Genomic DNA, 12,702 nt, shown 5'->3' with positions numbered 1-12,702 from the left:
TTTTCACCGGGCTTTAGCTGCGTAACTTGGCATCACCGGCGCACAAAGACGACCGGACCCACAATAACGAACTGCCGAGGAAACCTGAGATGAAACGACTGATCAGCAGCTGTGTTCTTGCACTCAGCGGTACCGCTTTCCTGAGCGCCAGCGTCATGGCCGCCGAACCTGCATCGTGCCAGAACGTACGCATGGGCGTCGTGAACTGGACCGACGTGATCGCCACCAGCGCCATGACCCAGGTCTTGCTCGACGGCCTCGGCTACAACACCAAACAAACCAGCGCGTCCCAGCAAATCATTTTCGCCGGGATCCGCGACCAGCGCCTGGACCTGTTCCTGGGCTACTGGAACCCGCTGATGACCCAAACCATCACGCCGTTCGTCGATGGCAAGCAGGTCAAAGTGCTTGAGGCGCCCAGCCTGAAAGACGCCCGCGCCACCCTCGCGGTTCCGACTTACCTCGCCGACAAGGGCCTGAAAACCTTCGCCGACATCGCCAAATTCGAGAAAGAGCTGGGCGGCAAGATCTACGGCATCGAGCCAGGCTCGGGCGCCAACACGCAGATCAAAGAGATGATCGCCAAGAACCAGTTCGGTCTCGGCAAATTTCAGCTGGTCGAGTCCAGCGAAGCCGGAATGCTGTCGGCGGTGACCCGGGCGACCAAACGCAACGAAGCCATCGTGTTCTTCGGCTGGGCGCCGCACCCGATGAACGTCAACGTGAAGATGACTTACCTCACCGGCAGCGACGACGCCCTGGGCCCGAACGAAGGCATGGCGACTGTCTGGACCGTCACTTCGCCGACCTACGCCGAGCAATGCCCGAACATCGGCCGCTTACTGAGCAACCTGACCTACACCGCCGAAGACGAGAGCCGGATGATGCAGCCGCTGCTGGATCACAAGGACGCCTTCGAATCGGCCAAGCAATGGCTGAAAGATCACCCGCAAGACAAGCAGCGCTGGCTGGAAGGTGTAACCACCTTCGATGGCAAACCAGCAGCTGAAAACCTGCAACTGACCAGCAAGTAGCTCTTCAGCAAACAGACCCGAACCGAACCACCGATTCGCAGCCCGACCGGGCTGCGAACGGGACCACCACGCCTGCAAGGAACCACCTCATGAACCACGACGTCATCATCACCTGCGCACTTACCGGTGCTGGCGACACGACCAGCAAAAGCCCACACGTGCCGGTCACCCCGAAACAAATCGCCGCTGCCGCCGTGGAAGCCGCCAAGGCCGGCGCCACCGTGGTCCACTGCCATGTTCGCAACCCGCAAACCGGCAAATTCAGCCGTGACGTGGCGCTGTACCGCGAAGTCATGGAGCGCATCCGCGAAGCTGACGTCGACATCATCGTCAACCTCACCGCCGGCATGGGCGGCGACCTGGAAATCGGCGCTGGCGAGAACCCGATGGAGTTCGGCCCGAACACCGATCTGGTCGGCCCGCTGACCCGTCTGGCCCACGTCGAAGAACTGCTGCCGGAAATCTGCACCCTCGATTGCGGCACCCTGAACTTCGGCGACGGCGACACCATTTACGTCTCCACCCCGGCGCAGCTGCGTGCAGGCGCCAAACGCATTCAAGAGCTGGGCGTCAAAGCCGAGCTGGAAATTTTCGACACCGGTCACCTGTGGTTCGCCAAACAGATGATCAAGGAAGGCCTGCTCGACGACCCGCTGTTCCAGCTGTGCCTGGGCATCCCGTGGGGCGCACCGGCTGACACCACCACCATGAAAGCCATGGTCGACAACCTGCCGGCAAACGCAGTGTGGGCCGGGTTCGGCATCGGTCGCATGCAAATGCCGATGGCGGCGCAAGCGGTGTTGCTGGGCGGCAACGTGCGGGTCGGCCTGGAAGACAACATCTGGCTGGACAAGGGCGTGTTGGCGACCAATGGCCAACTGGTCGAACGCGCCTCGGAAATCCTCAGCCGCCTCGGCGCCCGGGTTCTGACACCGGCTGAGGGCCGGGCAAAAATGGGCCTGACCAAGCGCGGCTAACCACACTCCAACCCCTTTGTAGGAGCCGGCTTGCCGGCGATGAGGCCGGTCCATCCGCCCTATTTTTTTGGCAGGAACACCGCCATCGCCAGCAAGCTGGCTCCTACAGGGTCCACCGAATTTTTTAGGAAGTTGCCATGAGCTTTATCACTGATATCAAAACCTTCGCCGCCCTGGGCAGCGGTGTCATCGGCAGCGGCTGGGTGTCCCGCGCCCTCGCCCACGGCCTCGATGTTGTGGCCTGGGACCCGGCGCCCGGCGCTGAAGCCGCGCTGCGCAAACGCGTCGCCAATGCCTGGGGCGCACTGGAGAAACAAGGCCTGGCACCCGGCGCGTCGCAGGATCGCCTGCGCTTTGTCGCAACCATCGAAGAGTGTGTTCGCGACGCCGATTTCATCCAGGAAAGTGCGCCGGAACGCCTGGAGCTGAAGCTGGAACTGCACAGCAAAATCAGCGCCGCAGCCAAACCAAATGCTCTGATCGGTTCCAGCACCTCCGGCCTGTTGCCAAGCGAGTTCTACGAGAGCTCGACCCACCCGGAACGCTGCGTCGTCGGTCACCCGTTCAACCCGGTTTACCTGCTGCCATTGGTGGAAGTGGTCGGCGGCAAGAACACTGCGCCGGAAGCAGTACAAGCGGCCATGAAAGTCTACGAATCCTTGGGCATGCGCCCGCTGCACGTGCGCAAGGAAGTGCCGGGATTCATCGCCGACCGTTTGCTCGAAGCGCTGTGGCGTGAGGCCCTGCACCTGGTCAACGACGGTGTGGCGACCACCGGTGAAATCGACGATGCAATTCGCTTTGGCGCGGGTCTGCGCTGGTCGTTCATGGGTACCTTCTTGACCTACACCCTGGCGGGCGGCGACGCAGGCATGCGCCATTTCATGGCACAGTTCGGGCCGGCGTTGCAGTTGCCGTGGACGTATCTGCCGGCACCGGAGCTGACCGACAAGCTGATTGATGATGTGGTGGATGGCACCAGCGATCAGTTGGGCAAACACAGCATTTCGGCGCTGGAGCGCTATCGTGATGACTGCCTGCTGGCGGTGCTGGAGGCGGTGAAGACCACCAAAGAGAAGCATGGGATGGCGTTCGCCGACTAACCCCCGCCAATCTCTGTAGGAGCCAGCTTGCTGGCGATGAGGTCAACGCGGTTTGACAGGAACTCCGCGTTGCGCCCATCGCCAGCAAGCTGGCTCCTACAGGTTCTCGTTATTTCAGGACTTGACGACATGCCCGCACTGACCACCTACCAAACCCGAATCATCCCCGACTGGGTCGACTACAACGGCCACCTGCGCGACGCGTTTTACCTGCTGATTTTCAGCTACGCCACCGACGCGCTGATGGACCGGCTGGGCATGGACAGCAACAACCGCGAAGCCAGCGGCAATTCGCTGTTCACCCTCGAACTGCACCTCAATTACCTGCATGAAGTGAAGCTCGACGCCGACGTAGAAGTGCACACCCAGATCATCGCTCACGACAGTAAACGCCTGCACCTCTATCACAGCCTGCACCTGGTCGGTGACGACAAAGAGCTGGCGGGCAACGAGCAGATGTTGCTGCACGTCGACCTTGCCGGCCCCCGCTCCGCGCCGTTCAGCGAAGACACGCTGGGCAAGCTGCAAGCCATCGTTGCGCAACAAACCGACCTGCCCACCCCTGACTACATTGGCCGAGTGATCGCTTTACCCCCAAAAAAATAACAAGGAGATCGCCATGAACACCGCCGCCGCTTTTGCTGACTTCCGTACTTATCCGTTGATCAGCGCGCTCAGTGGCGTGCAGGCCCTGGCGGATCGCGTTCTCGTGAAATGGGCCGATGACCGTGTCAGCCCCTTCCATCACCAGTGGTTGCGTGACAACTGCCCTTGCCCGCAGTGCGTCTACACGGTGACCCGTGAGCAGGTGCTGGAAATCGTCGACGTTGCGCCAGACCTGATGCCCGCAGAGACGAGCGTCGACCCTGAAGGTTGCCTCTGCATCCAGTGGCAGGACGGTCACCTCAGCCGCTTCGATCCAGGCTGGTTGCGGGCCCACGCCTATGACGACGAGTCCCGCGCCGAACGCCGCGCCGGCAAGCCAAAATCCAGTCTGTGGAAAAGCGACTTGTCGCTGCCGGTGTTCGATTATCAAGCGCTGATGGACGACAACGACGCCTTGTTGCAATGGCTGTTGGCGGTACGCGATATCGGCCTGACGCAAGTGCGCGGCGTGCCCACCGAACCCGGTTCGTTGAAGCTGATCGCCCAGCGGATTTCCTTCATCCGCGAGAGCAATTTCGGCGTGCTGTTCAACGTGCAATCCAAGGCCGATGCCGACAGCAACGCCTACACCGCTTTCAACCTGCCGCTGCACAGCGACTTGCCGACGCGCGAGTTGCAACCGGGGCTGCAATTTCTGCATTGCCTGGTCAATGACGCCGACGGTGGCGAGAGTATTTTCGTCGACGGTTTTGCCATCGCCCAAGCGCTGCGCGAGGAAGATCCCGAATCGTTCAAGGCCCTGTGCGAAATCCCCGTGGAGTTTCGCAACAAGGACCGTCACAGCGACTATCGCTGCCTCGCGCCGGTCATCGCTCTGGATGCACTGGGACAGGTGTCTGAAATTCGTATGGCGAACTTTTTGCGCGGGCCGTTCGATGCGTCGGTGGAGGAGATGCCCAGGTTGTACCGCGCTTATCGCCGCTTTATTGCCATGACTCGCGAGGGGCGGTTCAGGCTGATGCAACGGCTCAACCCCGGGGAGTTGTGGTGCTTCGATAACCGTCGCACGCTGCATGCGCGCAATGCGTTTGATCCCGCCAGTGGTGCCCGGCATTTCCAGGGGTGCTATGTCGATCGGGATGAGTTGTTGTCGCGGATCCTCGTGCTACAACGCTAGACCGTGTCATCGTTTTTCGCGGGCAAGCCTCGCTCCTACAGAGTTAGCGTGGCTTCTGTAGGAGCGAGGCTTGCCCGCGAAGGCGTCAGCACAGACACCCCATATTTCCCTGACTCACAGGCAAAAAAACCCCGATCAAGCCGTGACAGGATCGGGGCAGAGGTGGGTACTGTTGAGGAGCCGTTGCGCGAGGGTGACCAAACCTTCGTGAAGCCAGCTGAATCCAGTGTGCCCACTCTCCCCTCTTGCGAGTTAGCCGAAAACGACCTGTTCATAGGTATTGCGGCCATTGCGACAAATCGTCCTTGCCGACGCCAACGGCCCCTACGAGAATCGAACCACGACACCGTTCCCTGAAGAAGGATTGCGTCATGATGCACGCCGATTTGATTGACCAGGAAGACCTGTTGGGCCAGCTGAAATCGTTGGGCTTTCAAGTACCGAACGGCTCCACCGCCGAGCAGGCTTGCGAGTGCGCGGTGAGAGGATTGAACAACGAACGGGCGACCGTGCTGCGCACCATGGTCAAGCAGATGTACACCAGCAGCGCGACCATCCTGCCGGCAGTGCGTCAAGCTATCGACAAGCAGCTGCTGCCGGCATTGGCTGAATACCAACAAAGCCACCGCGCCTGACACTTCGGCGGTTTGCTAGAGTGGTGGCTTCCTGACCACCACAAGCGATCGCCGATGTTCCGAATCCAACACTGCCAGTCCGGCGAACAAGCGGGCTGGCTGCCTTTGCGCCAGGCACTCTGGCCTGATGCTTCGGAACAGGTGCATCGGGACGAAATCGCCGAACAGCTGCGTCAGCCGCAACGCTATATCAACTTCGTCGCCTACGACGCGGGTGAGCAACCCGTCGGCCTGGCCGAAGCCTCATTGCGCCACGACTACGTCAATGGCACCGACAGCTCGCCGGTGGTGTTCCTGGAGGGTATCTACGTGGTGCCGCAGCAGCGCCGCCATGGAGTGGCCGCACGACTGATCGAACACGTGGCGCAATGGGGACGGGAACGCGGTTGCGTGGAAATGGCCTCGGACACCGACGTCGATAACCTGCCGAGCCAGGAGACGCACAAGGCGCTCGGTTTCGAGGAAACCGAGCGCGTCGTGTTTTTCAGGCGTCAGCTCTGATCAGAGCCTTACGCTGGCGAAGGTCGACTCGTTGCGCGCCTGACTCAATGCCGACAACGGCCCGGACAACGGCGACAGCACCAATGCTTGCGGCAGCGGCATCATCGCCACCTGTTGCGTGGTGTTGGAGCCTACGCGTTCGTCACGCGGTGGAATGCCGAAGTATTCGCGATAGCACTTGGAGAAGTGCGGCGTGGACACGAAACCGCACACCGACGCCACTTCGATGATCGACATCGGCGTTTGCTTGAGCAACTGCCGGGCACGGATCAGGCGCAGTTTAAGGTAGTAACGCGACGGCGAGCAGTGCAGGTATTTCTGGAACAACCGCTCGAGTTGCCGACGTGACACGGCGACGTATACCGCCAGTTCGTCGAGGTCGATCGGCTCTTCGAGGTTGGCTTCCATCAGCGCGACGATTTCCTGCAACTTCGGCTGGTTGGTGCCGAGCATGTGCTTGAGCGGCACGCGCTGGTGATCCTGTTCGTTGCGGATGCGCTCGTAGACGAACATCTCCGAAATCGCGGCGGACAGTTCACGCCCGTGATCACGGCTGATCAGGTGCAGCATCATGTCCAGCGGCGCGGTGCCGCCGGAACTGGTGAAACGGTTACGGTCGAGGGTGAACAGGCGGGTACTCATCGCCACACGCGGGAAAGCTTCCTGCATCGAGGCCAGACATTCCCAGTGCACGCTGCAATCGAAACCGTCCAGCAGGCCGGCGCAGGCCAGGGCCCAGCTGCCGGTGCAGACCGCACCCAGACGCTTGGATTGACGCGCCTGGCTTTGCAGCCATGAGACGTGTTCGCGAGTTACCGTGCGCTGAATACCGATACCGCCGCAGACAATGATGGTGTCCATGGAAGGTGCTTTGTGCATGGAGGCGTCGGGGGTGATCTGCAGACCGTCACTGGCCCAGACCTGACCACCATCGACGGTGAGCGTGGTCCAGCGATACAGCTCGCGACCGGACAATTGGTTGGCCATGCGCAGGGGTTCTACGGCGGAGGCCAGAGAAATAAGCGTGAAATTGTCCAGCAGCAGAAAGCCGATGGATTGAGGCGCACGGTTCTGGGGTTGAGCCCCGGAGTTGAACGTCGTCATCGCGGTATCTCCTCACACAAAGCAGGTGATGGCCTCAGGCGGAGGCTCTTGTTATTGCCATCGTTCTCGCGTGGGAGACGGGCTTTGTAATGACAGAGCAATTGCCATGCCTAAAATTGAATACGCGTTCAATAACTCCTGAAAACGACGTCGCAGCCTGTCTATATAAGCCGCGTCACGAGTAGGGGTTATAAGTGGCATTCACAGGGGTAAGCGCTCTGCCGCGTTGCGTGTGAGCAAATCGGTAGCACTTGTGGGAACAGGCCTGCGACGACTTCGGAAAGAGTGTCACCGCAGGCACAGGGGACGGACGGTCAGGGCCGGGTTGGATCCCTGACGTGTAGCAATGCGCTTATCTGTAAGCGACGCGCCAAAACGTGGCGCGTTTTCAATCCGGTGTTCACTTAGCGCGCAGTTTTGACTGGTCTGACGTCTTCGCGGGCAAGCCTCGCTCCTACAAGAGCACCGCACGATCCCTGTAGGAGCGAAGCTTGCTCGCGAATGGGATCGCCTCGGTTTCAGCACTCAACCGCGCTAACCGCCAACCCGCCCCGCGATGTCTCTTTATATTTGTCATGCATATCCGCACCGGTATCTCGCATGGTGCGGATCACCCGGTCCAGCGAAATAAAGTGCTGGCCGTCGCCACGCAACGCCATCTGCGCCGCGTTGATCGCTTTCACCGCGGCAATCGCGTTGCGTTCGATGCACGGCACCTGCACCAACCCACCGACCGGGTCACAGGTCAGGCCGAGGTTGTGTTCCAGGCCGATTTCCGCCGCGTTGCACAACTGCTCCGGCGTAGCGCCAAGAATCTCCGCCAACCCGGCCGCCGCCATCGCGCAAGCCGATCCGACTTCGCCCTGGCAACCGACTTCCGCGCCGGAGATGGAGGCGTTCTTCTTGCACAGAATCCCCACCGCTGCGGCACCGAGGAAATAGTCGACCACGTTGGCGTCCGTCACCACCTCGCTGAACTTCATGAAGTAGTGCAACACCGCCGGAATGATCCCCGCCGCGCCATTGGTCGGCGCCGTGACCATGCGCCCGCCGGCCGCGTTTTCTTCGTTGACCGCGAGGGCGAACAGGTTGACCCATTCCATCGCGCTCAGGGTCGAGCCAATGACGTTGGGCTTGTTCAGTTCTTGCAGGCTGCGGTGCAATTTGGCCGCGCGACGGCGCACGTTCAGGCCACCCGGCAGGATGCCTTCGTGCTTGAGGCCTTGCTCGACGCAATCCTGCATGGCCCGCCAGAGTTTCATCAGGCCGGCACGGATTTCGTCTTCGCTGCGCCAGACCTTCTCGTTGGCCATCATCAATTCGGCCACGCGCAGGTTGTGCTTCTGGCAGAGGCTGAGCAGCTCGGCGGCGCTGGAGAAATCGTACGGCAACACCGTGCGATCCAGATCCACCACACCGCTGGAAGCTTGTGCTTCATCGACGACAAAGCCGCCGCCGACGGAATAGTAGGTGTCGCGATGCAGCTCACCGTCATCGCCTTCGGCGACCAGAGTCATGGCGTTCGGATGGAACGGCAGGTTTTCGTCGATCAGGCGCATGTCCCGCGCCCAGATGAACGGCACCGGCAAGCGGCCGTCCAGCAGCAGGGTGTGGGTTTCGCGCAGGGTTTCAATGCGGATGCCGATTTGCGACGGGTCGATCGCGTCCGGCCATTCGCCCATCAGGCCCATGATCACCGCGTTGTCGCTGCCGTGCCCGATGCCGGTGGCCGACAACGAACCATAAAGCTGGACCTCGACACGCCGCACTTGCTCCAAAAGCCCCTGTTCACGCAAACCTTGCACGAACAGCGCCGCGGCGCGCATCGGCCCCACGGTGTGCGAACTGGAAGGGCCGATGCCGATTTTGAACAGGTCGAAAACGCTGATAGCCATTACTGCCGAACTCCTGGATATGCCAACTCCAGGCGCAAAAGCGCCCGGTGACGGAGCTGCTACGCTCAAGCTGCAATCCGCCGGTATGGCTGCATCATCAGGCTTTTACCGTGTCGCTCGACGTCCAGTACCGACGCACTCTTGTCCACCAGCGCCGTGTGCGTTTTACGCTGCTTTTTCGCCGTTTTTTTGCGGTTCAGGTGGGCAAACGGGGCTGAAAAAATCTGTAAACGACGTCACCGACACTGGATGCGACCATCCCTGTACTGGATACGACGCACCCTGTAGGCGTCAGATTTTCACTGGTACATGATCGTATCGACTCGATTGCAAGGCGCCGTGGTAGAGCTGTCTCCAAAACGCCATCCAACCGCAACCTATAAGTGCGGTGGTCCACAGTCGGAACACTGCCAAAAAAAACACCAAGGAGTCCATCCATGAAAGGTTCCCCGTCGTTGTTGTTGGCCGCCATGCTGAGTCTGCCGTTACTGGCTCAAGCCGCAGAACCCGCTCAGTGCAGTACCGTAAACTTCTCCGATGTCGGCTGGACTGACATTACTGTCACCACCGCCACCACCAGCGTCGTGCTCGATGCCCTGGGCTACAAAACCAAAACCACAATGATTTCCGTGCCGGTGACCTACAAGTCGCTGGCCGACGGCAAGAACATGGACGTATTCCTGGGTAACTGGATGCCGACCATGGAAAACGACATCAAGGCCTACCGCGACGCCGGCACCGTGGACACCCTGCGTGCCAACCTCGAAAACGCAAAATACACACTCGCCGTCCCGGAAGAGTTGTATAACAAAGGTCTGAAAGATTTCGCCGACATCGCCAAGTTCAAGAAAGAACTCGACGGCAAGATCTATGGCATCGAACCGGGTAACGACGGCAACCGTCTGATCCAGAGCATGATCGACAAAGACGCCTTCGGCTTGAAAGCCGCCGGTTTCAAGGTGGTCGAATCCAGCGAAGCCGGCATGCTCTCGCAAGTCGATCGCGCCCAGCGCCGCAACACCGCCGTGGTGTTCCTGGGCTGGGAACCGCACCCGATGAACACACGATTCAAGATGAAGTACCTGACTGGCGGCGACGAGTTCTTCGGCCCCAACTTCGGTCAGGCGACCATCTTCACCAATACCCGCAAGGGTTATGCCCAGGAATGCAGCAACGTTGGACAGTTGCTGAAAAACCTGGTGTTCACCCTCGACATGGAAAGCACGCTGATGGGCAACGTCCTGGACGACAAAATGAAGCCTGACGCGGCCGCCAAGGCCTGGCTGAAGAAGAATCCACAGGTGCTCGATACCTGGCTCGCTGGCGTGACCACCATTGACGGTAAACCTGGCCTGGACGCCGTGAAAGCCAAGCTCGCGCAGCCTTGAATTAAGAAGCACCGCTTACGCCGGGCGGGCTAGCCCGCCCGGGCTGTTTATTTCCTTGCATGCGGACGTTCACTACCATGCTGATTGATCAGAAAATACCTCTAGGCCAGTACATCGCGGGCTTCGTTGAATGGTTGACGCAACACGGCGCCAACACCTTCGACGCAATCGCCGTGTCACTGGAAACGATGATCCACGGCGTGACTTTTGCGCTGACCTGGTTCAACCCGCTGGCATTGATCGGCCTCATCGCGCTACTGGCACACTTTATTCAACGAAAATGGGGGCTGACTGCTTTCGTCATCGCTTCCTTCCTGCTGATCCTCAATCTGGGGTACTGGCAGGAAACCATGGAAACCCTAGCCCAGGTGTTGTTCGCCACCCTGGTCTGCGTGGTCATCGGCGTGCCGCTGGGCATCGTCGCCGCGCACAAACCGATGTTCTACACCCTGATGCGTCCGGTGCTCGATCTGATGCAGACCGTACCGACCTTCGTTTACCTCATTCCTACCTTGACCCTCTTTGGTCTGGGTGTGGTCCCTGGTCTGATCTCCACGGTGGTGTTCGCGATTGCCGCGCCTATCCGCCTGACTTACCTGGGTATTCGCGATGTCCCGGAAGAATTGATGGACGCAGGCAAAGCCTTTGGCTGCTCGCGACGTCAGCTGCTCTCACGGATTGAATTGCCCCACGCCATGCCAAGCATCGCGGCCGGTATCACCCAGTGCATCATGCTGTCGTTGTCGATGGTGGTGATTGCGGCACTGGTGGGCGCCGACGGCCTGGGCAAACCCGTGGTCAACGCACTGAACACTGCTGATATCGCCCTGGGCTTCGAAGCAGGCCTGGCGATCGTATTGCTGGCGATCATGCTCGACCGTATCTGCAAACAACCCGACGCTAAAGTAGGGGGTGACGCATGAGCATTATTCGCTTCGAAGACGTCGACGTGATCTTCACCAAAGATCCGCGCGAAGCCTTGAAACTTCTCGACCAGGGCATGACCCGTAACGAGATCCTGAAAAAGACCGGGCAGATCGTCGGCGTCGAAAAGGCCAGCCTGGATATCGAGAAAGGCGAAATCTGCGTGCTGATGGGCCTGTCCGGCTCCGGCAAGTCCAGCCTGCTGCGTTGCATCAACGGCCTCAACACCGTGAGCCGTGGCAAGCTGTTCGTCGAGCATGAAGGCAAGCAGATCGACATCGCTTCCTGCACCCCGGCAGAACTGAAAATGATGCGCACCAAGCGCATTGCGATGGTGTTCCAGAAGTTCGCCCTGATGCCATGGCTGACGGTGCGCGAGAACATCAGTTTCGGTCTGGAAATGCAGGGTCGGCCGGAGAAGGAACGCAAACGACTGGTCGATGAAAAACTTGAGCTGGTGGGCCTGACCCAATGGCGCAACAAGAAACCCAACGAGCTTTCCGGCGGTATGCAACAACGTGTGGGCCTGGCCCGCGCGCTGGCGATGGACGCCGACATTCTGCTGATGGACGAACCGTTTTCGGCCCTCGACCCATTGATCCGCCAAGGCCTGCAGGACGAACTGCTGGAGCTGCAAAGCAAGCTGAACAAAACCATCGTCTTCGTGAGCCACGACCTCGATGAAGCACTGAAACTGGGCAGCCGTATCGCGATCATGAAAGACGGTCGGATCGTCCAGTACAGCAAGCCGGAAGAAATCGTTCTCAACCCGGCGGACGACTATGTGCGGACCTTTGTCGCCCACACCAATCCGCTGAACGTTTTGTGCGGTCGCAGCCTGATGCGCACCCTGGACAACTGCAAGCGCATCAACGGTTCGGTCTGCCTGGATCCGGGCGGCGATTCGTGGCTGGACCTGGCGGAAGGCAACACCATCAAAGGCGCACGCCAGAACGGTGCGAGCCTGGACCTGCAGAACTGGATCCCGGGGCAAGCCGTCGAAGGCCTGGGCCGTCGCCCAACGCTGGTGGACTCCAACATCGGCATGCGCGATGCGCTGCAGATTCGTTATCACACCGGCAACAAACTGGTGCTGCACGACAACAACAAAGTGGTCGGGATTCTCGGCGACAGCGAGCTGTATCACGCACTGCTCGGCAAGAACCTGGGGTAAGGCAACACACACAAAAACGCCGCGACAGGATCGCGGCGTTTTTGTTTGTGGGATATCGAGGGAGATGTGTATTGCCCCATCGGGCCCCTTCGCGAGCAAGCCTCGCTCCTACAAGGCCAGCGTAAACCTGTAGGAGCGAGGCTTGCCCGCGAAGAACACGACGCGGTGCTTCAGACTGAAACAC

Annotated in this window: 12 protein-coding genes; 10 read left to right on the top strand and 2 right to left on the bottom strand. The window is 60.0% G+C overall.

Annotated features, from left to right (window positions below; genetic code table 11):
• Positions 1-89: 89 nt before the first annotated feature.
• The 7 genes from KGB25_RS01405 (at position 90) to aac(6') (ending at position 6,033) form a co-directional block, all read left to right on the top strand.
• Entirely contained in the window at positions 90-1,034 is a 945-nt protein-coding gene (locus KGB25_RS01405; RefSeq protein WP_008033257.1) for a choline ABC transporter substrate-binding protein, read from the top strand.
• A gap of 89 nt (positions 1,035-1,123) precedes the next feature.
• Positions 1,124-2,011, top strand: a complete 888-nt coding sequence (locus KGB25_RS01400; RefSeq protein ID WP_008033258.1) for a 3-keto-5-aminohexanoate cleavage protein — start codon at positions 1,124-1,126, stop codon at positions 2,009-2,011.
• A 137-nt stretch (positions 2,012-2,148) separates the two neighbouring features.
• Positions 2,149-3,114, top strand: a complete 966-nt coding sequence (locus KGB25_RS01395; protein WP_223413616.1) for an L-carnitine dehydrogenase — start codon at positions 2,149-2,151, stop codon at positions 3,112-3,114.
• 129 nt (positions 3,115-3,243) lie between these two features.
• Positions 3,244-3,720 (top strand): thioesterase family protein, encoded by a 477-nt coding sequence (locus KGB25_RS01390; RefSeq protein WP_223434075.1) that lies wholly within the window; start codon positions 3,244-3,246, stop codon positions 3,718-3,720.
• A 13-nt stretch (positions 3,721-3,733) separates the two neighbouring features.
• On the top strand, positions 3,734-4,897 hold the full coding sequence (locus tag KGB25_RS01385; protein WP_223434074.1) for a gamma-butyrobetaine dioxygenase: 1,164 nt from the start codon (positions 3,734-3,736) through the stop codon (positions 4,895-4,897).
• Positions 4,898-5,268: 371 nt separating this feature from the next.
• On the top strand, positions 5,269-5,532 hold the full coding sequence (locus tag KGB25_RS01380; protein WP_008033263.1) for a hypothetical protein: 264 nt from the start codon (positions 5,269-5,271) through the stop codon (positions 5,530-5,532).
• A 54-nt stretch (positions 5,533-5,586) separates the two neighbouring features.
• Positions 5,587-6,033, top strand: coding sequence for an aminoglycoside 6'-N-acetyltransferase (gene aac(6') / locus KGB25_RS01375; RefSeq protein WP_223434073.1), 447 nt, complete (start codon positions 5,587-5,589; stop codon positions 6,031-6,033).
• On the opposite strand, the gene KGB25_RS01370 is transcribed toward aac(6'), so the two are convergent.
• Positions 6,034-7,137, bottom strand: coding sequence for a GlxA family transcriptional regulator (locus tag KGB25_RS01370; RefSeq protein WP_008033265.1), 1,104 nt, complete (start codon positions 7,135-7,137; stop codon positions 6,034-6,036). It lies immediately after the preceding gene.
• A gap of 518 nt (positions 7,138-7,655) precedes the next feature.
• Positions 7,656-9,032: an L-serine ammonia-lyase gene (locus tag KGB25_RS01365; RefSeq protein ID WP_192416756.1), complete on the bottom strand. Its 1,377-nt coding sequence runs from the start codon at positions 9,030-9,032 to the stop codon at positions 7,656-7,658.
• A 437-nt stretch (positions 9,033-9,469) separates the two neighbouring features.
• Here KGB25_RS01365 and KGB25_RS01360 point away from each other — a divergent pair, with 437 nt between their 5' ends.
• From KGB25_RS01360 to choV, 3 genes are all read left to right on the top strand, one after another.
• Positions 9,470-10,420 (top strand): choline ABC transporter substrate-binding protein, encoded by a 951-nt coding sequence (locus tag KGB25_RS01360; RefSeq protein WP_223434072.1) that lies wholly within the window; start codon positions 9,470-9,472, stop codon positions 10,418-10,420.
• Between the two features lie 77 nt (positions 10,421-10,497).
• Entirely contained in the window at positions 10,498-11,343 is an 846-nt protein-coding gene (gene choW / locus KGB25_RS01355) for a choline ABC transporter permease subunit (protein ID WP_008033268.1), read from the top strand.
• Entirely contained in the window at positions 11,340-12,518 is a 1,179-nt protein-coding gene (gene choV, locus KGB25_RS01350; RefSeq protein WP_008044794.1) for a choline ABC transporter ATP-binding protein, read from the top strand. Before choW ends, choV begins: the two co-directional genes overlap by 4 nt.
• The last annotated feature ends 184 nt before the right edge of the window (positions 12,519-12,702 follow it).

The organism is Pseudomonas sp. BF-RE-21 (assembly GCF_019947305.1).
GTDB classification, from domain to species: Bacteria; Pseudomonadota; Gammaproteobacteria; order Pseudomonadales; family Pseudomonadaceae; genus Aquipseudomonas; species Aquipseudomonas migulae.
Note: the sequence above shows the minus strand (reverse complement) of the source record. Positions and strands in the feature narration are given on the sequence as shown.

Bases quoted from the DNA above. Each gene is read 5' to 3' on its own strand.
- KGB25_RS01405 (WP_008033257.1), top strand. From the start codon at position 90: ATGAAACGACTGATCAGCAGCTGTGTTCTTGCACTCAGCGGTACCGCT.
- KGB25_RS01400 (WP_008033258.1), top strand. From the start codon at position 1,124: ATGAACCACGACGTCATCATCACCTGCGCACTTACCGGTGCTGGCGAC.
- KGB25_RS01395 (WP_223413616.1), top strand. From the start codon at position 2,149: ATGAGCTTTATCACTGATATCAAAACCTTCGCCGCCCTGGGCAGCGGT.
- KGB25_RS01390 (WP_223434075.1), top strand. From the start codon at position 3,244: ATGCCCGCACTGACCACCTACCAAACCCGAATCATCCCCGACTGGGTC.
- KGB25_RS01385 (WP_223434074.1), top strand. From the start codon at position 3,734: ATGAACACCGCCGCCGCTTTTGCTGACTTCCGTACTTATCCGTTGATC.
- KGB25_RS01380 (WP_008033263.1), top strand. From the start codon at position 5,269: ATGATGCACGCCGATTTGATTGACCAGGAAGACCTGTTGGGCCAGCTG.
- KGB25_RS01370 (WP_008033265.1), bottom strand. From the start codon at position 7,137: ATGACGACGTTCAACTCCGGGGCTCAACCCCAGAACCGTGCGCCTCAA.
- KGB25_RS01365 (WP_192416756.1), bottom strand. From the start codon at position 9,032: ATGGCTATCAGCGTTTTCGACCTGTTCAAAATCGGCATCGGCCCTTCC.
- KGB25_RS01360 (WP_223434072.1), top strand. From the start codon at position 9,470: ATGAAAGGTTCCCCGTCGTTGTTGTTGGCCGCCATGCTGAGTCTGCCG.
- choW (WP_008033268.1), top strand. From the start codon at position 10,498: ATGCTGATTGATCAGAAAATACCTCTAGGCCAGTACATCGCGGGCTTC.
- choV (WP_008044794.1), top strand. From the start codon at position 11,340: ATGAGCATTATTCGCTTCGAAGACGTCGACGTGATCTTCACCAAAGAT.